The sequence below is a fragment of the Ralstonia sp. SA306 genome, from assembly GCF_054792405.1.
The window spans coordinates 1,400,151-1,424,838 of the sequence record NZ_CP096451.1; the positions used below are offsets into that span (position 1 = coordinate 1,400,151).

Here is a 24,688-nt window from a genome sequence, read left to right on the forward strand (position 1 = left end):
GCCGATTTGAGGGTCGGTAACGCGGGCAGGGCAAGGTACAATAGCGGTTTCCCCGCGCACGCCGGGGACCTCCTCTTCCAGCTACTGCCTGCCTTGCCCACCATGGCGCATTTCTCGTGCTTTCCCGGCGCTCTCGCGCTGTCCGCCTTCCGTCAGCAACGCCTGCTTTCCACCCTCAAGCGCATCGATCCCGATATCGATGCCGTCAGTGCCCAATACCTGCATTTCGTGGCCGCCGACACGCCGCTGTCGGCCGATGAATCTGCCCGTGTGCAAGCGCTGCTGACCTACGGTTCGCCAGCCCCGGCCGATGTCGAGGGCGACCGCTTTGTGGTGATCCCGCGCTTCGGCACGATCTCGCCGTGGGCCAGCAAGGCAACGGAAATCGCCCGCCACTGCGCACTGCCGCAAATTCATCGCATCGAGCGCGGCGTGGAATTTACCGTCACGTGCAAGAAGGGCCTCATCCGCAGCCTGACCGGTGCTGCCAAGCACCTGGACGACGCCACCCGCGCCGCCGTGGCCGAGCATTTGCACGACCGCATGACCGAAACCGTGATCGACTCGCGCGAAGCCGGCTACGGCCTGTTCGACGTGTTGCCCGCCAAGGCATTGCGCTTTGTGGACATTGGGGGTGGCCATGATGCTGGACGTCGTGCGCTGGAAGCCGCCAACGTCGAGATGGGCCTGGCCCTGTCCGATGATGAAATCGACTATCTGGTCGACGCCTACCGCAAGCTCGAACGCAACCCGACCGACGTCGAGCTGATGATGTTCGCGCAGGCCAACAGCGAGCACTGCCGCCACAAGATCTTCAACGCCGACTGGACCATCGACGGCGAGACGCAGGACAAGTCGCTCTTCGCGATGATCCGCAACACGCACCAGCTCGCGCCGCAGGGCACGATCGTCGCGTATTCGGACAACGCCGCCGTGATGGAAGGCGGCATGGCCGAGCGCTGGTTCCCGCACGCAGGCACGGAAGGCGAGACGGGCGTGCCGCAATACGGCCGCCGCGAAGCGCTCACGCACACGCTCATGAAGGTGGAGACGCACAACCACCCGACGGCCATTTCGCCGTTCCCGGGTGCGTCGACCGGCGCGGGCGGTGAAATCCGCGACGAAGGTGCAACGGGCCGCGGCGCCAAGCCCAAGGCGGGCCTGACCGGCTTTACCGTGTCGAACCTGCTGCTGCCGGAAGCCGTGCAATCGTGGGAAAACGCCCGCGATACGGCGCAACCCGTGGCACACCGCAACCCGAATGAAGCCGCACCAGGCCCCGTCGGCAAGCCGGACCGCATCGCTTCGCCGCTGCAGATCATGATTGAAGGCCCGATCGGCGGCGCTGCCTTCAACAACGAATTTGGCCGGCCCAACCTGGGCGGCTATTTCCGCGTCTACGAGCAAAACGTCGGCGGCACCGTGCGCGGCTATCACAAGCCGATCATGATTGCCGGCGGCATCGGCAATATCGACGCAGGCCACACGCACAAGCACGGCCTGCCGGCCGGTACGCTGCTGATCCAACTTGGCGGCCCCGGCATGCGTATCGGCATGGGCGGCGGCGCTGCCAGCTCGATGGCCACCGGCACCAATACCGCTGACCTGGACTTCGATTCCGTCCAGCGCGGCAACCCCGAAATGCAGCGCCGCGCGCAGGAAGTCATCAATGCGTGCTGGGCACTGGGCGAAGACAACCCGATCCTGTCGATCCACGACGTGGGCGCCGGCGGCATCTCCAACGCCTTCCCTGAAATCGTCGACGGCGCCGAGAAGGGCGCGCGCTTCGACCTGCGCCAGGTGCATCTGGAAGAGTCGGGGCTCTCCCCGGCGGAAATCTGGTGCAACGAATCGCAAGAGCGCTACACGTTGGCGATTGCCCCCGGCGATTTCCCGCGCTTCCAGGCCATGTGCGAGCGCGAGCGCGCGCCGTTTTCGGTGGTCGGTTTCGCCACGGATGAACAGCAACTGCAAGTCGTCGACGGCGACACTGCCCCCGACGTCGCCGAGCACTTCCCCGTCAACATGCCGATGGACGTGCTGCTCGGCAAGCCGCCGCGCATGCACCGTGATGTGCGTCGCGTGGCGCAGGAATTTCCGGAAGTCGATGTCACCGGCCTTGACCTGGAAGTCGTCGCGCGCGACGTGCTGCGCCACCCGACCGTTGCCAGCAAGTCGTTCCTCATCACCATTGGCGACCGCACCGTTGGCGGCCTGAACACGCGCGACCAGATGGTCGGCCCGTGGCAGGTGCCGGTGGCCGACGTGGCCGTCACGACGCTGGACTACAAGGGCTACGCCGGCGAGGCGATGACGATGGGCGAGCGCACGCCGCTGGCCGTCATCAACGCACCCGCGTCGGGTCGCATGGCCATCGGCGAGTCCATCACGAACATCGCGGCCGCTCCCATCGACTCGCTCACGCAGCTCAAGCTGTCGGCCAACTGGATGGCTGCCTGCGGCGTGAACGGTGAAGACGCCCGCCTGTACGACACCGTCAAGGCCGTCGGCATGGAGCTGTGCCCGGCGCTGGGCATCAGCATTCCGGTGGGCAAGGATTCGTTGTCGATGCGCACCAAGTGGGAAGACGAGGGCGCAGCGAAGGAAGTGGTTGCGCCCGTGTCGCTCATCGTCTCGGCTTTCGCGCCGGTGACGGATGTGCGCAAGACGCTCACGCCGCAACTCAAGCAGGTTGAATCGGCCAATGCGCCGGCCGACACCACGCTGATCCTGATCGACCTGGGCCGCGGCAAGAACCGCATGGGCGGCAGCATCCTGGCGCAGGTCACGGAGCAGATCGGCAACAGCGTGCCTGACGTAGACGACGCCGAAGACCTCAAGCGCTTCTTCGCCGCCATCCAGCAACTGAACGCGACCGGCTCGCTGCTGGCGTATCACGACCGCTCGGACGGCGGCCTGTGGGCGACCGTCTGCGAAATGGCTTTCGCCGGGCACTGCGGTGTGTCGATCAACGTCGACATGCTCACGCTCGACGGCGCACATGAGTCCGACTACGGCGACGCCAAGAACTGGGCGCAGCAAGTCTCCGGCCGCCGTGCCGACCTGACGGTGCGCGCGCTGTTTGCCGAAGAGCTCGGCGCCGTGATCCAGGTGCCGCTGGCTCAGCGCGACGCTGTGTTCGCGGTGCTGCGCGAGCACGGCCTGGCCGGCTGCAGCCACGTGATCGGCGCACCTAACGCCAACGACCACATCGAAATCTGGCGCGACGCTAAGAAGGTGTTCAGCGCGCAGCGCACGGAACTGCAACGCACGTGGACGGACGTCTCCTGGCGCATCGCCAGCCTGCGCGACAACCCCGAGTGCACGCAGAGCGAGTACGACCGCATTCTCGACGCGCAAGACCCGGGCATCTCGCCCAAGCTCACGTTCGACATTGCGGAAGACGTGGCCGCACCGTTCATCGCCACGGGTGCCCGCCCGCGCATGGCGATCCTGCGCGAGCAGGGCGTGAACTCGCAGGTCGAAATGGCCTACGCGATGGACAAGGCCGGCTTCGACACTTACGACGTCCACATGAGCGATCTGCTGGCTGGCCGCACCACGCTCGCCGGCTTCAAGGGGTTCGTTGCCTGCGGCGGCTTCAGCTACGGCGACGTGCTGGGTGCGGGTGAAGGCTGGGCGAAGACGATCCTCTTCAACAGCATGCTGGCCGAGCAGTTTGCGGCGTTCTTCAACCGCACCGATTCGATCGCGCTGGGCGTGTGCAACGGCTGCCAGATGATGGCGAACCTCGCACCGATCATCCCGGGCGCCGGCGCATGGCCGAAGTTCACGCGCAACCAGTCGGAACAGTATGAAGGCCGTCTGGTGACTGTGCAGGTCGAAGCATCCCCGTCGATCTTCTACGCGGGCATGGAAGGCAGCCGCATTCCCATCGTCGTCGCGCACGGCGAAGGTTATGCCGATTTCTCCCAGCAGGGCGACATCGGCAAAGTGGCCGTTGGCCTGCGCTACGTCGACAACCGCGGCGAAGTCACGCAGACATATCCGTTGAACCCGAACGGCTCGCCGCAGGGCATTGCCTCGGTGACGACGCACGACGGCCGCTTTACCGCGCTGATGCCGCACCCGGAGCGCGTGTTCCGCGCCGTGCAGATGAGCTGGCATCCGAAGGAATGGGAAACCGCCGGCGACGGCAGCAGCCCGTGGATGCGGATGTTCCGCAATGCCCGCAAGTGGATGGGCTGACCTGCCTGCTGCACCAGTAAAAAACGCGCCGGGGTGACTCGGCGCGTTTTTTTTGCCCTTGGCGAGGGCAGCAGACCCGGCACAGCAGGGCTTACCGATGGCCAGGGCAATATTACCTAGGCAAATGTTATATTTCGCGCGCATGCGCCCCGATCCATAAGTCGAAAAAACGGTATCCACCGGACGGCGCGCCAGAGAACGACAACACAAAAATGGGTCACTCGCGCCGCGGTCCTGCCTCTCAATGGTCAGCGCCCGACCCATGGGTCTATGCAACGAGGGGATCAACATGAACCGGGTCTATCGGCTGGTCTGGAGCCGCACCTTGCGTGCTCCGCAAGTGGTGTCCGAACTGACGAAGGCGTCGCACGGGGGCGTTGACGCCAGCCCTGACACGACGCCCGCCCGTCGGCGCGCATCCATCATTTCAATCGGGGTGTCACTCGGTTTGGCCGGTGTGGCGCTCCCGGGTTGGGCCGCGACCTGCTCGCCGAGCACGATCGCAAACTGCAGCGCCGCCGGCGGTAACGGCATCCCGAACCGCAGCGGCAATGGTGGCAGCGGCAACGGCGGTGGCGGTGGTGGGTCCGCGCTGGGTGGAGGCTCCTCCACTATCCAGGTTCCGGGCGGGCCGACTTCCGGCGGAACGGGCGGTACCGGTGCCACGAACGACAGTGGGCAAGGCGGCCCCGGAGGAGCCCCCGATGTGGTGCTCGCTGGCGATGCCGTGATCAACGCGAACGCGCAGGGCGGGGCTGGCCAGGGCTTCGATGGATTCAATTTCGCGGGGGGCGGCGGAGGCGGAGGCGCCGGCGTGTATTCCACCGGCACCAGCGTCACTGTCAACGGCGGCGTGACCGTGCAGGGCGGCACCGGCGGAAATGGCGGTGCCGGCACCTCGGGGTCAGCCTCCAACGGCGGAGGCGGCGGCGGAGGCGGCGCAGCGTTTGTCATTGTGACGCCGGCTGCCGACGTAAACAACCAAGGCACCCTAGTCGGCGGCAATGGCGGCAACGGTGGCGGCGGCGGGAACCCGGGCGGCGGAGGCGGAGGCGGCGATGGGTTGCTGACCTTGGGTTCCGGCACTCAGGTGACCAACATTGGGACGATCGTGGGCGGCGTTGGCGGTGTCAGTGGTGGTGGCGCCAGCACGGCGGGGGCCAGCGGCGCGGGCGTCAATCTGGCTGCCGGATTCAACGTGCTTTCCAACGTTGGCACGATCACCGGTGGTGCAGGCAATGGCGGCGCAGCCGGTGTCGGCGTCATTGCCAATGGTGATGTCATCGTCAATGGCGGCACCATCAGCGGTGGGCTATACAGCGACGGTGTCACGCGGGCGGCAGCTATCCAGTTCAATGGGACGAACAACACGCTGCAACTGCTGACGGGTTCCAACATCATCGGCAACCTCGACGTGGCGGCGGGGGCAGCAGCCAAGATCACGGCCGGCAGTGCAGGACTCTCGCTGTCCAACAACGTCACGCTGGGCGATGCCACGTCGCGCGTCACGCTCGATGCGACGACGACGAACCTCGTGGTGTCGGGCGTCATATCGGGCGCGGGCAGCGTAGGCGTCAGCGGCAGTCGCACGATCACGCTGACGGGCAACAACACCTATACCGGCGATACCACCATCACCGCCGGCACGCTGCAGATCGGCAACGGCGGGACCACGGGCTCGGTGGCGGGCAATATCGTCAACAACGGCACACTGGCTTTCAACCGCAGCGATGCGGTGACCTACGCCGGCACCATCAGCGGCACCGGCAATCTGGTGCAGGCGGGGGCTGGCACGTTGACCATCTCGGGCACGGCGGGCTATGCCGGTAGCACGACCATCAACGCGGGCACGCTCGCGCTGTCGGGGGCCGGCAGCATTGCGGCGTCATCGGGCGTGGTCAACAACGGCACCTTCGATATCTCTGCGACGACGTCCGGCGCCACCATCCGCGCACTGACCGGCACGGGCGCGGTGGCTCTGGGCGGCAAGACCTTGACCTTGTCCAACGCCGCCGGCACGTTCAGCGGCGTTATCGGCGGCGCAGGCGGGCTCACGGTGGCGGGTGGCACGCAAACGCTGTCGAGCACAAACGTCTTTACCGGCGCAACGACCATCAACGCGGGCACGCTAGCGCTATCGGGTGCAGGCAGCATTGCGACCTCCGGCGGGGTGGTCAACAACGGCACGTTTGATATTTCTGGGACGACGTCCGGCGCCACCATCAGCACCCTGACGGGCACGGGCACCGTTGGCCTGGGTGGCCAGACGCTGACGCTGGCTAATGCAGCCGGCACATTCAGCGGTGCGATCGGTGGTACGGGCGGCCTCACTGTCAGCGGTGGTACGCAAACGCTGTCGGGCGCGAACGGCTTTACCGGCGCAACGACCATCAACGCCGGCACGCTCGCGTTGTCGGGTGCCGGCAGCATTGCGGCATCATCGGGCGTAGTCAACAACGGCACGTTTGATATTTCTGGGATGACCTCCGGCGCCACCATCAACGCACTGACGGGCTCCGGTGCAGTCTCGCTGGGCGGGCGGACGCTCACCTTGGCGAGTGCCTCCGGCACGTTCAGCGGCGCAATCGGTGGTACGGGCGGCCTCACACTGGATGGCGGCACGCAAACACTGTCCGGCGTGAACACCTATAGCGGGGCAACGACGATCAACGCCGGCACGCTGGCGCTGTCGGGTGCTGGCCGCCTGGCGTCGGCTACGACGGTCACGCTCACGGGGACAAGTTCGGCGCTCGATCTGTCTGCTGGCGTCAGCCAGACGGTGGCGCACCTCTCCGGCGTCGCGGGTAGCCGCGTGGTGCTGGGCGGCGCGCTCACGCTGGCTGACGACTCGTCTCAAACCTTTAGCGGCAGCCTGAGCGGCAACGGCGCGTTGATCAAGCAGGGCACGGGCACGCTCACGCTCAATGGCGTCAGTAGCGGCTTCGCCGGGTCGACCACGGTAGCGGGCGGCACGCTGGCGGTCGGCGATGCGGCAAACGCCGGTGCTGTGCTTGGCGGCAATGTCCTGGTGAACGCGCTTGGCACGCTGCGCGGCCACGGCACGGTCTCGGGCGACGTGAGCAGCAGCGGGGTGGTCGCGCCGGGCGGCTCCATTGGAACGTTGTCCGTCGGCGGCAATTACACCCAAGGCTCGACTGGGACGCTCGCCATCGAAGTCAGCCCCACGGACGCATCGCAACTGCGCGTGGGCGGTGCGGCAGCGCTCGGCGGCTCGCTGGCCATCGTGTTCGATCCGGGCACCTATACCGCCCGCCGCTACACCGTGCTGAGCGCAGCCAGTGGCGTGACGGGGCGCTTCGCAAACGTCAGCACAGCAACGGCAGGAGCCAACCTTGGCACGTTGCAGACATCCGTGGACTACGGAACGAATGCGGTCGACGTGCTGCTCGCAGAAGCAGCAGCGCCCGGCACCCCCGGCAGCCCGACCGTCGTGGCACCGACCAAGACCTCCATCTATACGGCGCTGGGTACGACAGCACTGCTGCAGGCACAGGGCGTCAACTCAACGCTGCTCGGCCGGTTGTCGGGGCCGCAGGACGCCCCCAGTGGTTCCAAGGATGTGTGGGTGACGGCCAGCGGCTCCAGTACGAAGGTGGGCGGTACGGGGAATGCGCCGGGCTTCCTCACGCACGCCTATGGGTTCCTCGCGGGCGCGGAGGGTCGCCTTGGCGCTGCCACCGTGGGCGCGGCGGGCGGCTACACGCACACCACGCTGGGCGAAGACACTACCGGCGCATCGGGCGCCATCGACACCCTGCGTGTGGCACTTTACGGGGCGCAGCCGATGGGTGCCGTCAACCTGTCGGCCACGGTCGGCTACGGGCTTGATTTCTTCTCGCAGAAGCGACCGTTCGGCAGCGTCGGTACCGCCGAGGGCGACCATCTGGCGCACGAATTCACCGCCGCCACGCAAGCCAGCTTGCCCCTGGAGATGATGGGCGGCATCCGGCTCGCGCCGCATGTGGGCCTCCGATATGCGTACGTGCGCGGCAGCGGCTTCGGCGAGAACGGCGCCAACGGCCAGAACCTGCAAGTCGGGCCGGACAGCGCGCGCAGTCTTCAACCGTATGTGGGTGTCACGCTCGACAAGGCCTTCGGCGATGTGTGCCCGGTCAACGTGCAGCTTCGCTTGGGCTACGCGCACGAGCTGATGAACGCCGGCCGCGTCGTCCAGGTCCAGAGCCAGGACGGCACCGTGTTCGCCGCCCCCGGCACCGACCTGCCGCGTTCGTTCCTGACCACCGGGGCCAGCGTCACGCTCCAGGCCGCCAAGGCGACCACGGTGTCCTTGGGTATTGATGCCACCATCAACACGAGCCATGTGTCTGCGCAGTCCGCCTACGTGCGGGTCAACCACAGGTTCTGACGGAACAGGGCGTGCCGAAGCGCACGCTAGATCGATCGAAAAACAACGCGCCGGGGCAACTCGGCGCGTTTTTTTTCACGCTGCACCACGCGTGTGCGGCATGTTGACTTGCATCAATGGCAAGAACGGTATGGCGCCTAGATTTCCGTAGAGAGGGGGCTGTAGCAGCCACAAGCCTACAGAACGCGGGACGCATCCACGGAGACGCAAATGAACATGATTCGCACACTCGCTTCCACGCTTGTCGTAGCCGGTCTGGCGGTGGCTGCGGAGGGCATCCACGCACAGACTCTGGAAAAGATCGCAGCGGCAGACAAGATCACGGTTGGCTATCGTGAAGCGGCGGTTCCGTTCAGCTATCTGCTGGCCCCGAACAAGGCCGTCGGATTTTCGGTCGATCTGACGCAAGCCATCGTCGACGATGTGCGCGCACGATTGAAGAAACCATCTCTGCAAGTCGATTCGATTCCAGTGACTGGCACGAATCGGATTCCGCTTCTGGTCAATGGCACCTACGACCTCGAATGCGGATCGACCACCAACACCAGCGCGCGGGGCAAGGAGGTGGCCTTCTCCATCAACTTCTTCTACGCGGGAACGCGCCTCTTGACCAAGCGCGATTCGGGCATCAAGAACTATCCGGACTTGGCGAACAAGACCGTCGCCAGCACAGCCGGCAGCACGAACGAGAAGGTGCTGAAGAAATTCGCCGTCGACCACAACATCGACGTCCAGATCATCTCCGGCAAGGACTATGCAGACGGGCTGAAGCTTGTCGAAGCCGGCCGAGCGTCGGCATTGGCGCTGGACGATGTGTTGCTGTACGGCCTGCGTGCCAATTCTGCGAATCCGGCTGCGCTGGAAGTCGTGGCGGAAACCCTGCAGGTCGAGCCGTACGCCTGCATGGTCCGCAAGGGCGACCCTGCCTTCAAGCGGCTCGTGGATGCAACCATCACGCGCCTCATGAAATCCGGCGAGTTCACAGCGCTGTACAAGAAATGGTTCGAGTCACCCATCCCGCCGGCTGGCGCAAACCTCGACATGGCGATGAGCGATGCGCTACGCGCCAACCTGAAAAAGCGCAGCGACAAACCGGCACAGTAGCGTGATGCGTGTGTGGGCGGGCCGTAACCGCCCACACTATCGCCCGCTCGATGCCGTTTCCAGGTACGGCGCCAACAGCTCTGCCATCCAGTTCATGAACACCTGTGCCCGCACCGGCAGATTTCGCCGGTTCGGGTACACCAGCGACACCGGCATCGGCAGCGGCCGAAAATCGGGCATCACTTCCACCAGCGTTCCGTCCGCAATCGCCGACGACAGCCCCGCATACACGGGCGCCTGGATCATCCCGAGCCCCGCGCGGCACGCAGCGTCGTAGCTCTCGGCTGAGCTGACGGTCACCGCGCCCTTCATCGGCCGGAATGCGGAGCGGCCATCCACCGTGTATTCCCACCCCGGCGACTTCGTGCCCAACGTCTGCACGTAATGGACGATGCGATGGTGATCGAGGTCTTCGAGCGTTTTCGGCATGCCGTGGCGTGCGATGTAACTGGGGCTCGCGCAGTTGACCTGATGCAATTGGCCGAGCGGGCGCGCGATGAGGCTGCTGTCGGTCAGGTTGCCGATGCGCAATACGCAGTCGAAGCCTTCACGCACCGGGTCCACGCGGCGGTCTGTGCTGGAGAGTTCGATTTCCAGCTCAGGGTGCGCGTCGAGCAGCGCGGGCAGGGCGGGGATGACGATGCGGCGTGCAACGCCCACCGGCATGTCTACACGCAGCCGGCCGCGCAGCGCCTGAGGGCTTTGGCGGAACATGGTCTGCAGTTCGTCCATGTCGGCCAGGAGGTCTTGGCAGCGCTCGTAGAAGGTCTGGCCGTCTTGCGTGAGCTGCACCTTGCGGGTGGTCCGGTGGAGCAGGCGCGTGCCGAGCATCGTTTCCAGCTGCTGCACCGCCACCGAGGCGGCCGGTTTGGGAATGCTCAGGGCTTCTGCTGCGCGCGTGAAGCTGGCAAGTTCGGCCACGCGCACAAAGATCTGCATGGCTTCGAGTCGATTGGCGGACATGACGGGCGGATTGATTGTTATCTGTGGACAAACACAGAGATAGGATAGGCGAGATTTATTCTTTTTTAGTCGCCCAATACCATGTTCTCACGGTGTTCGACACCCCAAACCCAACCGGAGAGCAGACATGACACAGTCCCCCACCCCCATCGCCATCATCACCGGCGGCAGCCGCGGCCTTGGCAAGAACATGGTGCAGAAGCTTGCCCAGCGCGGCACCGACGTCATCTTTACGTACCGAAGCAACCGCGCTGAAGCCGATGCCCTGGTCGCTGAACTGACTGCCCAGGGCCGTCGCGCCGCCGCCTTGCAGCTCGACGCCGGCAAGATCGCCACGTTCCCCGCCTTTGCTGATGCCGTGCGCGGTGTGCTGGCACAGTGGAAGGCCGAGCGCTTCGATTACCTCGTCAACAACGCCGGCATGGGGGTGTACGCCGCAGTGGCCGAAACCACCGAAGCCCAGTTCGACGAACTGATGAACGTGCACTTCAAAGGCGTGTTCTTCCTCACGCAGATTCTGCTGCCGCTCATGGCCGACGGCGGCCGCATCGTCAATGTCTCGTCGGGTCTCGCGCGCTTTGCGCTGCCGGGCTACGGCGCGTATGCGGCGATGAAGGGTGCGGTGGAGGTGCTCACGCGTTACCTCGCCAAAGAACTCGGCCCGCGCGGCATTGCCGTGAACGTGGTGGCGCCGGGCGCCATCGAGACGGACTTTGGCGGCGGTGCCGTCCGCGACAACGCCGATTTGAACGCGATGGTGGCATCCAATACTGCGCTCGGCCGCGCTGGTGTGCCGGATGACATTGGTGGCGTGGTGGCCTCGCTGCTGTCGCCGGATAACCGGTGGATCAATGCGCAGCGCATCGAGGCTTCGGGCGGGATGTTCCTGTAAGCAGTGCTGCTCGCTAGGCCTCGAGCTGTCGCGGTTTGATGCTGGGCGCACTGGCCATTGATGGTTTCACCCCCTCGCGGGGCTGACCTACTTTTCTTTGTCTTGCCAAAGAAAAGTAGGCAAAAGAAAGGCGCGCCCGAGATGGCGAAAGACTCCTTGGATTTGTGTCGCGGGGAGGGAAGGGAGGCAAACTCGCTGCGCTCAGACAGGCCTCCCTTCTTGATCCTCCCCGCAACAAAAATCCAAGGCGCCATCAAGGGCTCAACGTCAAAAGAAAAAGGCCAACCCATCGCGCGGTTGGCCTTGTCGTTTGGGCGAGCGCCCAGAGTGTTTGGTTTTTGTCCTTTGACTTTGTTGCCCTATGCGGCGCCTTGAATTTCTGTTGCAAGGAGGAAAAAGGAAGGGAAACTGTCTGAGCGCAGCGAGTTTTTCCCTTCCCCTCCTTGCGACATAAATTCAAGGAATCTTTCGCCGCATCGGGCGCGCCTTTCTTTGCTTACTTTCTTTGGCAAGACAAAGAAAGTGAGTCAGCCCCGGCAGGGGATGAAACAAGGGATGAACCACAAGAAACAAACCCCGGCCAGAAGCCCAAACAACCAAAACCCAAAAAAACTTACGCCACCGCCTTAGCCGCAGCCCGCCCCCGCAACCACTCAAACGTCAGCAGCAGACCCGTCGAGAACACAATCAGAATCGTCGCCAGCGCAGCAATCGTCGGCGAGATGTTCTCGCGAATACCGGTGAACATCTGACGCGGCAGCGTCACCTGATCCGCCCCGGCAAGGAAGAGCGTGACCACCACCTCATCAAACGAGGTGGCAAACGCAAACAGCGCCCCGGAAATCACGCCCGGTGCGATGACGGGCAGGGTGATGCGGAAGAACGTCATGACCGGGTTGGCACCCAGCGACAGGCTCGCCCGCACGAGGTTGTGATTGAACCCCTGCAGCGTCGCCAGCACCGTCGTCACCACAAACGGCACGCCCAGCGCCGCATGCGCGAGGATCAGACCGATATACGTGTTGGCCAGGCCCAGCGGCGCAAAGAACAGATACATGCCCACACCCACCACCACCACGGGCACGATCATCGGCGACACCAGCACCGCCATCAGCAGGCCCTTGCCGCGGAAGTCGGCCTTGTTCAGCCCGATGGCGGCCAGCGTGCCCAGCACCGTTGCCACGATCGTGGCCGCAGGCGCGACGATGAAGCTGTTCTTGGCCGCCATGCGCCATTCGTCAGACGTGACGAGGTTCTGATACCAGCGCAGCGAATAGCTCGGGATGGGGTACGAGAGGAACGTGCTCGACGAGAACGACAGCGGCACGATCACCAGCACCGGCAGCACAAGGTAGAGCAGCGTCAGCACGGCCAGCCCGCGCAGCGAGAAGTACCAGATGCGCTCGATGAGCGAGGTGTGCGGGGCAAACATCGGTTTGGCGAGTTTCATGGTCGATGTTCTCCGTTAGCCGACACGAACCTTGGGTCGCGTAAAGCGCCCGTACACCGCGTACAGGACGAGCGTGGCCAGCAAGAGCAGGGCGCCCAGCGCGCAGGCCATGCCCCAGTTGATGGTGACGTTGGTGAAGTAGGCCACGTAATAGCTGACCATCTGATCGTTCGGGCCGCCCAGCAGCGCGGGCGTGATGTAGTAACCCAGCGCGAGGATGAACACCAGCAGCGCGCCGGCACCGATGCCCGGATACGTCTGCGGCACGTACACGCGCCAGAACGCGGCAAACGGATGGCTGCCCAGCGACACCGCCGCGCGCTGGTACGTGGGCGGGATCGACTTCATCACGCTGTACAGCGGCAGGATCATGAACGGCAGCAGGATGTGCGTCATCGAGATGTACACGCCCACGCGGTTGAACAGCAGCGCAAGCGGCTCCTTGATGATGCCGAGGTCCATCAGCCCGTGATTGATGAGGCCTTCGGTCTGCAGCAGCACGATCCACGCTGCCACGCGCACGAGGATGGACGTCCAGAACGGGATCAGCACCATCACCATGACCAGATTGGCACGACGCTCCGGCAGCGAGGCAATCCAGTACGACAGCGGGTAGCCGAGCAGCAGGGCGAACACCGTGACCATCGCGCTGATGACGAAGGTGCGGATGAACACCGTCACGTAGATCTGCTCGTCGGGGTCGGTTGCTTCGATATGGCCGAAGGCATCTTGCCGGTGGTCCAGCGCGGCCAGCAGGTAGAACGGCGACGTGCGGCTGCTGTTCTTGGCGATGGCCTGCCAGTACGTGACATCGCCCCAGCGATCGTCGAGTTCGAGGAGCTTGGCGCGGGTCTGCGCAGGCGTCAGCGCCAATGGCTTGCCTTGGTCGTCAGCCAGCGGCATGGCCCGCGCCGTCTTGGCGACCAGCGAGCGGAAGCCCGGAATTTCAGTGTTGAGGCGGCGGGCCAGTGCCCCCATCGCTTCGCCTTCGCTCACGATCGTGAGGTCTGCGGCAAGCGCGGCGTAGGCGGCGTCGGCCGGCGGGCTCTTGCGGTCCCAGTCTTTCAGGGCGATGCCCGTCTTGGGCAGCGCATCGGCCACCTCGGGGTTCTGCACGGCGCGCGTGAGCAGGGCGCCGATCGGCACGACAAAGATGAGCAGCAGGAAGATGGCGAGCGGCGCCACCAGCGCCAGCGCCATGGCACGCCTGCGCGCCTCAGCGCTCTTCAATTCGCGTTTGAGTTTGGCCGTCGAATCAGGAACCGATTCAGCCGCGATCGTCATGGTGTTCAATGCTGCCTCGCCATCGCTACGGGAATTCGTCCGGCGGATGCCTTGCCATGGGGCGAGGGCATCCGCGCGGTCACTGCGTTACACCGCTATGCGGTTACTTCGAAGCCCACGAGGCGAAGCGCTGTTCCAGCTCGTCGCCGTGGTCAGTCCAGAACTGCAGGTTCTGCAGCACGGCGTTCTTGGCGTTCTCCGGCGAGTTCGGCATGTTCGCCTGCGTCTTCGCGTCGAGCGCCTTGATGGCCGCTACGTTGGCCGGGCCGTAGGCGATGTGCTTGGCGTACTCCTGCTGCGGTTTCTGCGACAGCGTGTAGGCGATGTACTGCTCGGCCAGCGCCTTGTTGGGCGTGCCTTTGGGGATGGCCCAGTAGTCCAGGTCGTAGATGCTGCCGTTCCAGACCACCTTCAGGTTCTTGCCTTCGCGCTGCGCGGCGTCGATGCGGCCGTTGAACGCGGTGGACATCACCACGTCACCCGCCACCAGGAATTGCGGCGGCTGCGCACCGGCTTCCCACCACTGGATGTTCGCCTTGAGCTGGTCGAGCTTCTTGAACGCGCGGTTCTGGCCGTCCTTGGTGGCGAGCACCTTGTACACGTCCTTGACCGGCACGCCGTCGGCCATCAATGCGAATTCCAGGTTGCCGCGTGCACCCTTGCGCATGCCGCGCTTGCCCGGGAATTTCTTCACGTCCCAGAAATCGGCCCAGCCGGTCGGGGCGGTCTTGAGCTTGTCGGCGTTGTACGCCATCGCGGTCGACCACACGAAGAAGCCCACGCCGCAGGTGCTCGGCGACTCGGGGATCAGATCGCTCTTCTTGGCGATCTTGCTCCAGTCGAGCTTCTCGAACAGGCCTTCATCACAGCCTCGGCCGATGTCGCCCGATTCGACTTCCACCACGTCCCAGTTGACGTGCTTGGCTTCGACCATGGCCTTGATCTTGGCCTGCTCGCCGTTGTACTCGACCACGGTGACCTTGTTGCCGGTCTGCGCCTCGAACGGCTTGTTGAAGGCAGCCTTCTGCGCGTCGCCATTGGCTCCGCCGAAGTTGACGACGGTGAGTTCTGCCGCGTGCGCGCCGAATGCAATGGCGAACGCGCCGGCAAATACGGAGAGACGCGTCTTTGCGATGTGTTTCATCTTGGCTCCTCTTTTTGGTGTGTGGGTACAACGTATGGTGGTGACATGCGGGCGGGGATGCCCGCATGGGTCATGCAAGGTCATGCAAAAACGCGCAGGTGTTCCGGTGCGAATTCGAGTTGGATCGGCGCGCCCGGCGCAAAGCCTTCGAGCGCGCGCGTGCCCAGCGGCACCTTCACGAAACATTCAGGCTGATCAGGCAGGGCGCAGCGCATGCGCACGTGGTCGCCAAAGTAGACGAGGCCGCGTGTCTGGCCCTGCAACGCATTGCCGGCAGCGGAAGCGCCCTCAGCCAGGCGCATGCGCTCGGGGCGGATGCAGCCGGTGGCGGTGGCCCCCACATTGGCGCCGGCGATATTGCGGCCCATGATGCGGGCGCCGTCGTTGAGCTGCAGCTCGCAGTAGTCGCCTTCGACGCGGGTGACGGTGCCGCGCAGCGTGTTGCTGTCGCCGATGAAGTTGGCGACGAACTCGTTGCAAGGGCGTTCATAGAGGCTATCTACCGTGTCAAGCTGCTGCACGATGCCCTTGTCGAACACGGCCACGCGGTCGGACATGGTGAGCGCCTCGCCCTGGTCGTGCGTCACGTAGACGAAGGTCACACCGAGCTTTTCGTGCAGCGATTTCAGCTCGTACTGCATGTGTTCACGCAGTTGCTTGTCGAGTGCGCCCAGTGGTTCGTCCATCAGCACGAGCTTGGGCTCGAACACCAGCGCGCGGGCCAGCGCAATGCGCTGCTGCTGGCCGCCCGAGAGCTGTGCCGGGTAACGCTTGGCAAAGCCCTCCATGCGGACCATCTGCAGGGCCTTGTGCACGCGGTCTGCACGCTCGCTAGCGGGGATCTTGCGCACCGTCAGCGGGTATTCCACGTTCTGCGCCACCGTCAGGTGCGGAAACAGCGCGTAGTTCTGGAACACCATGCCGATGTTGCGCTTGTGTGGCGGCACGTTGTTGAGCAGGGCGCCTTCCAGGCGGATCTCACCGCCGGTCGGAAATTCAAACCCAGCCAACATCATCAGGCAGGTGGTCTTGCCCGAGCCGGAGGGGCCGAGCAAAGTCAGAAACTCGCCTTGGTAGATGTCCAGGTCCAGATGCTTGACCACGAGGGTCTCGCCGTCATACGTCTTGCGTACACCGCGAAAGCTGACGATCACGTCGTCGGTCTTCATTACTGCCTCCTGCCGTTCTCCGATCCATTCGGGTCGGTCAACATGCCGTGTTGTGACGAATTGTTGATGGACTATAGCGGCTCATTGTTCTGCAAAGTGGACCCAATCCTGGTTATTTGATGGAGCCATTTTTGGCGACACCTCGGGCGCGGCCTACGGGCGTGCGGCCCGTGGCACCACAATAGGGAAAACCCCGGATGCCTTGCCCGAGCAAGCTCGGCGGTCGATCGTGCGGTGATGGCGATGTGTTTGAGTTTAGGTCGTATGCCAGCCCACGTGCGGCGGGCATAACAGAGCGCGGATGGAACCAATTTCGGCGGAACAGCGGGCCGTGCAGGCTGCGTGGAAATGGTGCGCCGCGTTGTCACGCAAACGGTGCACGGCGTTGGGGGAAGTGCGCGAGCCCTGCGAAGACAATGTTGTCGTGCAGCAACCCGCGTTCAGGTGGCCGGCTCTTCAGTCAATGCCAGCGCCAGGTAGACGCTTACGGTCAGTCCTCCACCGGGCGTTTCCGACAGCGCGACCGTGCCGCCGTGCAGGCGCGCGATCTCGCGGACGATGGCCAGACCCAAGCCGCTGCCGTCGTGGCCTTCCGATGCCGCACCGCGATAGAAACGGCCGAATACCGCATCGCGCTCAGGCACCGCAATGCCAGGGCCATCGTCTTCCACTTGCAGCACGGCCTGCTCGCCGAGCATCGCCATCGCCTGACGCTTGACCCGCAGCGTGACGCGCGCCCCGTTTCCGGCGTAGAGGATGGCGTTGTCGAGCAGGTTGCCGATCAGCTCCTGCAGCCATTGCGGCTCGCCGGCCACCGTCACCGGTTCGCCTTCAAAGCCGAGGTCGACGCCGGATTTGCGCGCAACGGGCGCCAGTTCCAGCGCGACATCCCCGGCCAGGGTGTCGAGGCGCAGCGGCTGGAGTTGCGGTGCGTAGCCGCTGTCGGTCTCCAGGCGGGAGAGCGACAGCAGTTGCTGCACGCCCCGCGCAGCCTCTCGCACGGTGCCGTGCAGCGGCTCAAGATGGCGGCGGATGCGGTCTCCATCGGGTTCGCGCAGGGCGAGTTCGGATTGCGCCTGGATCACGGCCAGCGGCGTCTTCAATTGATGTGCGGCATCGGCAAAGAAGCGCTTGCGGGCTTGCACCATGCGCAGCAGGCGCGCCACATACTGATTGATGGCCTCGACCAGCGGAGCGACTTCTGCCGGCAAGCCCTGCTGCGGCAGCGGGGCAAGCTCATCGGTGCCGCGTCCGGCGACGGTTTCGCTCAGCTGGCGCAGGGGCCGCAGACCCCGCCTGATGCCCAACCAGACGATGCCGACCGCCAGCACCACCAGCAAGCCCTCCTGCTGCAATGAGCCCGCCAGGATCTCGTGCGCCAGCGCCTCGCGGGGCTCCAGGGTCTCGCCCACCAACAGCCACACGAGCTGGATCTGCGTCGACTGGGTATCGCGCACCGGCACCGCCTGCGCGGCCAGGCGCACGGGCATGCCCTGGAACTGGCTGTCGTAAAAAACCGAGCGATAGGGCGCCGGCCGCCGCCCTGTGGGCATGGGCAGGTCGTCATAACCGGTCAGCGTCTTGCCGTTGGCATCGGTCAGGCGATAGAAGACGCTGCTGCCGGTTTCCGATTGGAGAACGTCCAGCGCGAGGTAGGGCAGGTCGATGGCGAACTGCTTGTCGCGAAGGCGCACGCCCTCGCGCATAGCCTTGAGCGACGCTTCGAGCGTGCGGTCGAACGCGGCGTTTGCAGCGGTCATGGCCCGCGCATACGTGAGCCAGGCGTCGAGCGCGAGCAGCCCCATCAGAGGGAGCAGCAACCAGAACGAAAGCTGCCGGCGCAGGGTGGGCAGGCTCATCGGCCTGCGTTCGCCGGTGTGCTGGGCGTGGCTTCCAGCAGATACCCGAGCCCGCGCAGCATGACGATGGCCACACCGCTGCCGTCGAGTTTCTTGCGCAGGCGGTGCACGTAGATCTCGATGGCATCGGCGTTGACCGATTCGTTGATGCTGAAGATCTTTTCCGAGATGGCGGCTTTGTTGACGGCGCGGCCATCGCGCAGCATCAGCACTTCCAGTACGGCGCGCTCGCGGCCGGTCAGGGCGAGCAGTTCGCCGTGAAGCGTGAAGGCGCCGCTGATGCCGTCGTAGTGCAGCGGCCCACATTGCAACTGCGTGCTCTCGTGGCCGTGGCTGCGCCGGATGAGCGCACGGGCGCGGGCCTCCACTTCGGTCAGGTCGAACGGCTTCGCAAGGTAATCGTCAGCCCCGAGGTTCAGGCCGCGCACGCGTTCTTCCACGGCGCCATGTGCGGTCAGGATCATCACGGGCAGCGGGTTCTTGCGCGCGCGCAGGCGGCGCAGCACTTCCAACCCATCCATGCGCGGCAGGCCAATGTCGAGAATGGCGAGCGCGTAGTCCTGCGTGGTGAGCAGCAAGTCGGCCGCATGGCCGTCATGCACGCAATCGACCGTGAAGCCGGCCTGGCTCAGGGCTTCTTCCAGCGTGCTGGCCAGCTTCAGGTTGTCTTCCACCAACAGGATGCGCATATCGGACGTCTCTCAATCAGCCGCAGAGGAATACAGACATCGCCGCATGTTTTGAAGCTAGGGAAACCCCCGAGAACGCCGCGACACACACCGGCAATTTCCCGCCAATCGAAAGTGAACTGAAAGTGCGCCCCTCATACGATCCGTCCCGCCCAAAGCCCTGTGAATGGGGCTTTTGCGCAAGGACAACGAATAAGGGAGACCTGATGAACAAGACTTCGATGGCGCTGGCAGTGGTTGCGCTTGTCACCGCCACCACGGCCGGCACGGCCGCCGCTCAATCCTCCAACGTGACCCTGTACGGGATCATGGATTCGGGTATCGAGTATGTGAACCACGCTGGCCCGAACGGCGGCAGCGCCACGCGCCTCGTCTCGGGCGGCAAGAACACGTCGCGCTGGGGCATGCGCGGCACCGAGGATCTGGGCGGCGGCCTGAAGGCCGTGTTCAACCTGGAAAGCGGCATCGCCATCGACACCGGCAAGCTCGACACCGACAACACGCTGTTCGACCGCCGCGCCGTGGTCGGTCTGGCTGGCGGCTTCGGGCAGGTGGTGGCAGGCCGCACGTTCACCACCACGTACGACTTCATGCTGCCGTACGACCCGATGGGCTACGCGCCGAACTACTCGTGGGCCACGTCGTCCACGGCCACGGGCGATCGCAAGGACGGCCTGTTCTCGCGCGCTTCCAACGCCGTGCGCTACGACGGCACCTTTGGCGGTCTGAAGCTGGGTGCCACCGTGGGCTTTGGCGAGGCAGCCGGCAACTTCAAGAGCAGCTCGAAGTACGACCTGGGCGTCGGCTACAGCGTGGGCGACTTCTCGGCCGCAGTCACGTGGGATCGTCAGAACGGCGCAGGCACGAGCACCACGCCGGCAGATACAACCGATTACATCCAGGGCATACACGCCGGCGCCAGCTACGACTTCGGCGCGCTCAAGCTGTTCGCGGGCTATCGCAACTACAAGCGCGCCTTCACGACGGCGGCCGCCAGCCTGCGCAGCGATATGTACTGGGCGGGCGCCAGCTACGACGTGACGCCGGCCTTCACGCTGTACGGCGCGGTGTACAAGCAGAACATCAAGGACGGCACGGATGCCGATCCGATCCTGTTCTCGGTGCGCGGCCAGTACGCGCTGTCCAAGCGCACCACGGCGTACCTGTCTGCCGGTTATGCCAAGGCCAAGAACGGCCAGAACGTAAGCCTGTCGCGCGACGTGATCGGTTACGCCAACAACCAGGTTGGCGTGACGATGGGCCTGCAGCACCGCTTCTGATCGGCCAATCGACCGATCGCTGTAACGAACACGGGCACCTTCGGGTGCCCGTTTTGTTGGATCGGCGCGCAGTTCAGCGGGCCATCAGTCGAGCGCCGGGCGGGATTTCAGCATCCGCCGCACGTCTTTGAAATCGTCAAAGGCGGCAAGATCCTGCTCGATATTGCGAACATCTTGGCGGAGCGCAGCGATGTCGATGTCGAGCTTTTGCAAGATGGCGTCCGGCGGCAGCGCCCCGAACTGCTGATACCCGTACGTGTGCCGAAACGTCGTCTCGACACGATGGATTTGCCGGTCCAGCTCGCGCACCTGGTCTTTCAGGATCTGGTTGTAATGCGTCAGCCGCGCTTCGCTGATGTGGTTGATTGAGCGCTGATCGATGTGCTCAAGCTCAAGCTGCAACTCCAGCAGTTGCAGCAGGTTGTTCTTGTCGTAGGCCTCATTGACGCGCTGCATGAGCCGTGTCTTCCGCTCCCGCTCCTGCGGATCAGTTTCGCGGTCGGGGTGCAGGGCGCTGGCGAGTTTGCGGTAGACCTCGCGGATGGACAGGCTGATCTGCGCCTGTTCGTCTTCTTCCCGTGCTTCTGCGGCCTGTTGCTTGGGAGACTTCTTCCGGGCGGCCCGGCGGGCTTCGCGCTTATTTGCTGCGGCGGCTTTTTTCTCGGCCCGTTGCTCGATGTGCGCGCGGGCGCGTTGCAGGAGTGCCGCCTCTGAATCGACATCCGTGTCGTCGCCCAGGTCGACACCGAGTGCCGCTTCCAGCCTAGCCTTCATCGCTGCGGCTTGCAGCGCGGCTTCCCGGTCGAAGTCCGTGCCGCTGTATTTGTTGTAAAGCGCCTTCAGGCTCGGGTCTTCGTCAATCAGATCTGTCGTCAGCTCGACGATGAGGGCGGATATCTTGCGGCGCTCGGCTTTGGTAAAGCCGTCATGCTCGTAGACCTGATCGAGGCTGTGGACGAGGCGGATCTGCAGCTCGGCGCGGGTTCGCTCCAGCGGCAGGAACTCGCTGGCATATCGGCTCTGGAACCGAACGGTGGCCGCCTCCCAGTCCGCCAGCCGCTTACGCCGATTCTCAATCTGCTTGATCAGCGCGTTGAATGCTCGCTGGCCTTTTGTCAGCGTTGGCGAGTCGTCCGCGTGCTGTTTGGGCGTAATGCTAATGGGCGGACGGTGTGCCTTGGTCATGGAGCGGAAATGTCGCGGGCTCCACTAAGGGAGCCCGGGCTGTGTGTCATGTGGTGGCGGTGCCGATTCTGAGTGCCGCGGTGGCGCCCAGGGACAGGTTCAGCCTAGCAACAACGCATCGTCATCCACCTTGGCGCCGCGCGTTTCCTCGAACTTCTGCAGCAGGTGCGGCACGTCCAGGCCGCGGCGTTCCTCGCCTTGCACGTCGAGGATCACGTTGCCCTGATGCAGCATCACCGTGCGATCGCCGTAGTCGAGCGCCTGGCGCATGGAGTGCGTCACCATCATCGTCGTGAGCTTGCTTTCCGAGACGATCTTGGCGGTCAGCTCCAGCACGAAGGCGGCCGTTTTCGGGTCCAGCGCGGCGGTGTGCTCGTCCAGCAGCAGGATGCGCGACGGCTGTAGCGACGCCATCAGCAGGCTCACGGCCTGGCGCTGGCCGCCGGAGAGCAGGCCAATGCGATCGGTCAGGCGGTTTTCGAGGCCCAAGTCCAGCCGGCGCAGTTGTTCGCGGAAGATCTCGCGCCACTTGCGGTTGGTCGCGAACTGGAAACCACGACGCTGGCCGCGGCACATGGCCAGCGACATGTTCTCTTCGATGGTCAGGTTTTCGCAGGTGCCGGCCATCGGGTCCTGGAACACGCGGGCGACCTTGTCGGCGCGTTGCCACGCGGTCTTGCGCGTGACGTCTTCGCCGTCGATGGTGATGCTGCCCGAATCGACGATGTAGTCACCGCTGATGGAGTTCAGGAACGTCGACTTGCCGGCGCCGTTCGAGCCGATCACGGCCACGAACTGGCCCGAGGGGATCTCCAGCGACAGGCCGCGCAGCGCGCGCATCTCGATGGGCGTGCCTGGGTTGAAGGTGAGGGTGAGTCCTTGTGCGCTCAGCATGTCAGTTCCCCTTGGTACCGGTCTTGGCCAGCTTGCCGAACACCTTGCGACGCATGCCGGGCAGCACGAGGGCGATCACCACCAGCGCAGCGGTCACCATATTCAGATCCTGTGCCTGCAGACCGATGAAATCGCTGTTGAGCGCCAGGGCGATAAAGAAGCGATACAGGATCGCGCCCACCACCACGGCCAGCGTGGTCAGCACCAGGCGGCGTGCCGGCAGCACGGTCTCGCCGATGATGACGGCGGCCAGGCCGATGACGATGGTACCGATCCCCATCGACACATCGGCGCCGCCCTGCGTTTGCGCGTACAGCGCGCCAGCGAGGGCCACCAGTGCGTTGGACAGCGCCATGCCGGCCAGCGTGGCTGCGCCGGTGGCGATGCCCTGGGCGCGGGCCATGCGCGGGTTGGCGCCCGTGGCGCGCAGCGACAGGCCGATCTGCGTGGAGAAGAACCAGTCCACCAGCAGCTTGACGACCACCACGACCACACCCAGCAGCACCGGGCGGAACACGTAGTCGGGCATCCAGTCCGGCTGCAGCAGCGAGAAGACGGTCGGCTCGGAGATGAGCGGTACATTGGGCTTGCCCATGATGCGCAGGTTGACCGAGTACAGCGCGATCATCATCAGGATACTGGCGAGCAGATCCATGATTTTCAGGCGCACGTTGAGCCAGCCCGTGACGAAGCCTGCAGCGGCACCGGCCAGGGTGCCACCCAGCGTCGACACGAACGGATCGTGTCCGCCGGCGATGAGCGTGGCCGCCACAGCGCCGCCCATCGGGAAGCTGCCGTCGACAGTGAGGTCAGGGAAGTTGAGGATGCGGAAGGAGATCAGCACCCCGAGCGCCACGAGACTGAAGATCAGACCGATCTCCAGGGCGCCGAGCAATGAAAACAGTGACATGACGGAGTAGGGCGCGGTGATTGGGCACCGGCCTGTGTGCAATGAACGGGACGCTTGTGGGTAGCAGCGTAAGCGCCCGGCCATTATGCGGCGGATAGCCACGTTGCGGCGCGGGCAGCCAGACCCGCGCCAGGCCGGCTCCGTCAGGCGGAGGCCGACCCGGCGCCTTGCGAGTTACTTGATGACTTCCTTGGCGTCCTTCAGCAGGTCCGCCGACAGGGTCGCGCCTTGCTTCTTGGCCGCGCCTTCGTTCACGAACAGCTCCAGGTCGGTGCTGCCGGCCGAGGCGATGGCGCCGGGCTTCTCACCCTTCAGGATGCGGGCGACGACCTTGCCGGTCTGCTGGCCCAGCTTGTAGTAGTTGATGCCCAGGGCGGCGATGGCGCCACGCTTCACGCTATCAGTGTCGCCAGCCACCAGCGGAATCTTCGCTTCGTTGGCCACCTTCACCAGCGATTCGTATGCCGACACCACGTTGTTGTCGGTGTTCGTGTAGATCACGTCGACCTTGCCGATCAGGTTCTTGGCGGCCGGCGCGATGTCCACCGTGCGCGGTGCAGCCGATTCGACCAGCGTCATGCCTTGCGCCGACAGCAGTTTCTTCAGCTCAGTGACGACCACGACCGAGTTCGCTTCACCCGGGTTGTAGACCATGCCGATACGCTTGGCATTCGGCACCACACGCTTGATCAGGGCGATCTGCTTGTCCAGCGGCAGCTTGTCAGACACGCCGGTCACGTTGGTGCCGGTCGGCGCCCAGCTCTTGACCAGTTGTGCGGCCACCGGATCGGTCACGCCTGAATACACGACGGGGATCGACTTGGTGGCAGCCACAACCGCCTGCGCCGACGGGGTAGCGATGGCGATGATGGCGTCCGGCTTGTCGCCGATGAACTTGCGGGCGATCTGCGCGGCGGTGGCCGTGCTGCCTTGTGCGCTCTGGTATTCCCACTTCAGGTTCTTGCCTGCGTCAAAGCCTTCGGCCTTGAGTTGTTCCTTGGCGCCGTCGCGGATGGCATCGAGCGCCGGGTGCTCAACGATGGCGAGCACTTCAACCGACTTCGTGGCCTGGGCCAGCGCAGGTGCGGCTTGCAGCAGAGCCATCGGAATGGCAGCGAGCGCGGCAATGCGGAAGGCGTGCTTGAACGTGGACATAAGGATCTCCTGTTTCCTTTTGGGTGGTTTCGCTCTGGCGGCGAGCGGGATATGCCCGTGCCGGCGTGGTTGGTTTTTCAGACTCTCTTGATTCTTGAGTGCACCGAAGCAGTG

Annotated in this window: 16 protein-coding genes; 5 read left to right on the top strand and 11 right to left on the bottom strand. The window is 64.6% G+C overall.

The genetic code is table 11. The features are described from left to right. The first annotated feature begins 102 nt into the window (after positions 1-102). From purL to M1D44_RS06770, 3 genes are all read left to right on the top strand, one after another. Positions 103-4,209, top strand: coding sequence for a phosphoribosylformylglycinamidine synthase (gene purL / locus M1D44_RS06760; RefSeq protein WP_316853895.1), 4,107 nt, complete (start codon positions 103-105; stop codon positions 4,207-4,209). Positions 4,210-4,498: 289 nt separating this feature from the next. Further along, a complete protein-coding gene (locus M1D44_RS06765; RefSeq protein ID WP_316853896.1) occupies positions 4,499-8,596 on the top strand; it encodes an autotransporter domain-containing protein in 4,098 nt (1,365 codons plus the stop codon). 210 nt (positions 8,597-8,806) lie between these two features. Continuing rightward, a complete protein-coding gene (locus M1D44_RS06770; protein ID WP_316853897.1) occupies positions 8,807-9,700 on the top strand; it encodes a transporter substrate-binding domain-containing protein in 894 nt (297 codons plus the stop codon). Between the two features lie 36 nt (positions 9,701-9,736). On the opposite strand, the gene M1D44_RS06775 is transcribed toward M1D44_RS06770, so the two are convergent. Continuing rightward, positions 9,737-10,663 (bottom strand): LysR family transcriptional regulator, encoded by a 927-nt coding sequence (locus M1D44_RS06775; RefSeq protein WP_024975610.1) that lies wholly within the window; start codon positions 10,661-10,663, stop codon positions 9,737-9,739. 127 nt (positions 10,664-10,790) lie between these two features. Between M1D44_RS06775 and M1D44_RS06780 the strand changes: the two genes are divergently transcribed. Next, positions 10,791-11,555 (top strand): SDR family NAD(P)-dependent oxidoreductase, encoded by a 765-nt coding sequence (locus M1D44_RS06780; protein ID WP_316853898.1) that lies wholly within the window; start codon positions 10,791-10,793, stop codon positions 11,553-11,555. Between the two features lie 613 nt (positions 11,556-12,168). Here M1D44_RS06780 and M1D44_RS06785 read toward each other — a convergent pair. The 6 genes from M1D44_RS06785 to M1D44_RS06810 form a co-directional block, all read right to left on the bottom strand. Continuing rightward, on the bottom strand, positions 12,169-13,005 hold the full coding sequence (locus tag M1D44_RS06785) for an ABC transporter permease (RefSeq protein WP_024975612.1): 837 nt from the start codon (positions 13,003-13,005) through the stop codon (positions 12,169-12,171). A gap of 15 nt (positions 13,006-13,020) precedes the next feature. Continuing rightward, complete coding sequence (locus tag M1D44_RS06790; RefSeq protein WP_024975613.1) at positions 13,021-14,289, bottom strand: ABC transporter permease; 1,269 nt, start codon at positions 14,287-14,289, stop codon at positions 13,021-13,023. A gap of 103 nt (positions 14,290-14,392) precedes the next feature. Next, positions 14,393-15,433, bottom strand: coding sequence for an ABC transporter substrate-binding protein (locus M1D44_RS06795; RefSeq protein WP_024975614.1), 1,041 nt, complete (start codon positions 15,431-15,433; stop codon positions 14,393-14,395). A gap of 80 nt (positions 15,434-15,513) precedes the next feature. Next, entirely contained in the window at positions 15,514-16,602 is a 1,089-nt protein-coding gene (locus M1D44_RS06800) for an ABC transporter ATP-binding protein (RefSeq protein WP_024975615.1), read from the bottom strand. A 440-nt stretch (positions 16,603-17,042) separates the two neighbouring features. Continuing rightward, positions 17,043-18,461, bottom strand: coding sequence for a sensor histidine kinase (locus M1D44_RS06805; RefSeq protein ID WP_316853899.1), 1,419 nt, complete (start codon positions 18,459-18,461; stop codon positions 17,043-17,045). Next, a complete protein-coding gene (locus tag M1D44_RS06810; protein ID WP_024975617.1) occupies positions 18,458-19,150 on the bottom strand; it encodes a response regulator in 693 nt (230 codons plus the stop codon). The genes M1D44_RS06805 and M1D44_RS06810 overlap by 4 nt, the downstream gene beginning before the upstream one ends. Before the next feature lie 206 nt (positions 19,151-19,356). Between M1D44_RS06810 and M1D44_RS06815 the strand changes: the two genes are divergently transcribed. After that, positions 19,357-20,430: a porin gene (locus M1D44_RS06815; protein WP_316853900.1), complete on the top strand. Its 1,074-nt coding sequence runs from the start codon at positions 19,357-19,359 to the stop codon at positions 20,428-20,430. A gap of 84 nt (positions 20,431-20,514) precedes the next feature. Here the strand turns inward: M1D44_RS06815 and M1D44_RS06820 are convergent, their stop codons facing one another. From M1D44_RS06820 to M1D44_RS06835, 4 genes are all read right to left on the bottom strand, one after another. Beyond that, positions 20,515-21,615: a J domain-containing protein gene (locus M1D44_RS06820; protein WP_316853901.1), complete on the bottom strand. Its 1,101-nt coding sequence runs from the start codon at positions 21,613-21,615 to the stop codon at positions 20,515-20,517. Between the two features lie 99 nt (positions 21,616-21,714). Next, positions 21,715-22,509, bottom strand: a complete 795-nt coding sequence (locus tag M1D44_RS06825) for an ABC transporter ATP-binding protein (protein WP_024975627.1) — start codon at positions 22,507-22,509, stop codon at positions 21,715-21,717. 1 nt (position 22,510) lies between these two features. After that, positions 22,511-23,419 carry an ABC transporter permease gene (locus M1D44_RS06830; RefSeq protein ID WP_024975628.1) on the bottom strand — a complete coding sequence of 303 codons (909 nt, stop codon included), beginning with the start codon at positions 23,417-23,419 and terminating at the stop codon, positions 22,511-22,513. Between the two features lie 174 nt (positions 23,420-23,593). After that, positions 23,594-24,574: an ABC transporter substrate-binding protein gene (locus M1D44_RS06835; RefSeq protein ID WP_024975629.1), complete on the bottom strand. Its 981-nt coding sequence runs from the start codon at positions 24,572-24,574 to the stop codon at positions 23,594-23,596. Positions 24,575-24,688 lie beyond the last annotated feature (114 nt).

What these genes read in the sequence shown, in the direction of transcription:
- purL (WP_316853895.1), top strand. Translation starts at nt 103, where the DNA reads ATGGCGCATTTCTCGTGCTTTCCCGGCGCTCTCGCGCTGTCCGCCTTC.
- M1D44_RS06765 (WP_316853896.1), top strand. Translation starts at nt 4,499, where the DNA reads ATGAACCGGGTCTATCGGCTGGTCTGGAGCCGCACCTTGCGTGCTCCG.
- M1D44_RS06770 (WP_316853897.1), top strand. Translation starts at nt 8,807, where the DNA reads ATGAACATGATTCGCACACTCGCTTCCACGCTTGTCGTAGCCGGTCTG.
- M1D44_RS06775 (WP_024975610.1), bottom strand. Translation starts at nt 10,663, where the DNA reads ATGTCCGCCAATCGACTCGAAGCCATGCAGATCTTTGTGCGCGTGGCC.
- M1D44_RS06780 (WP_316853898.1), top strand. Translation starts at nt 10,791, where the DNA reads ATGACACAGTCCCCCACCCCCATCGCCATCATCACCGGCGGCAGCCGC.
- M1D44_RS06785 (WP_024975612.1), bottom strand. Translation starts at nt 13,005, where the DNA reads ATGAAACTCGCCAAACCGATGTTTGCCCCGCACACCTCGCTCATCGAG.
- M1D44_RS06790 (WP_024975613.1), bottom strand. Translation starts at nt 14,289, where the DNA reads ATGACGATCGCGGCTGAATCGGTTCCTGATTCGACGGCCAAACTCAAA.
- M1D44_RS06795 (WP_024975614.1), bottom strand. Translation starts at nt 15,433, where the DNA reads ATGAAACACATCGCAAAGACGCGTCTCTCCGTATTTGCCGGCGCGTTC.
- M1D44_RS06800 (WP_024975615.1), bottom strand. Translation starts at nt 16,602, where the DNA reads ATGAAGACCGACGACGTGATCGTCAGCTTTCGCGGTGTACGCAAGACG.
- M1D44_RS06805 (WP_316853899.1), bottom strand. Translation starts at nt 18,461, where the DNA reads ATGAGCCTGCCCACCCTGCGCCGGCAGCTTTCGTTCTGGTTGCTGCTC.
- M1D44_RS06810 (WP_024975617.1), bottom strand. Translation starts at nt 19,150, where the DNA reads ATGCGCATCCTGTTGGTGGAAGACAACCTGAAGCTGGCCAGCACGCTG.
- M1D44_RS06815 (WP_316853900.1), top strand. Translation starts at nt 19,357, where the DNA reads ATGAACAAGACTTCGATGGCGCTGGCAGTGGTTGCGCTTGTCACCGCC.
- M1D44_RS06820 (WP_316853901.1), bottom strand. Translation starts at nt 21,615, where the DNA reads ATGACCAAGGCACACCGTCCGCCCATTAGCATTACGCCCAAACAGCAC.
- M1D44_RS06825 (WP_024975627.1), bottom strand. Translation starts at nt 22,509, where the DNA reads ATGCTGAGCGCACAAGGACTCACCCTCACCTTCAACCCAGGCACGCCC.
- M1D44_RS06830 (WP_024975628.1), bottom strand. Translation starts at nt 23,419, where the DNA reads ATGTCACTGTTTTCATTGCTCGGCGCCCTGGAGATCGGTCTGATCTTC.
- M1D44_RS06835 (WP_024975629.1), bottom strand. Translation starts at nt 24,574, where the DNA reads ATGTCCACGTTCAAGCACGCCTTCCGCATTGCCGCGCTCGCTGCCATT.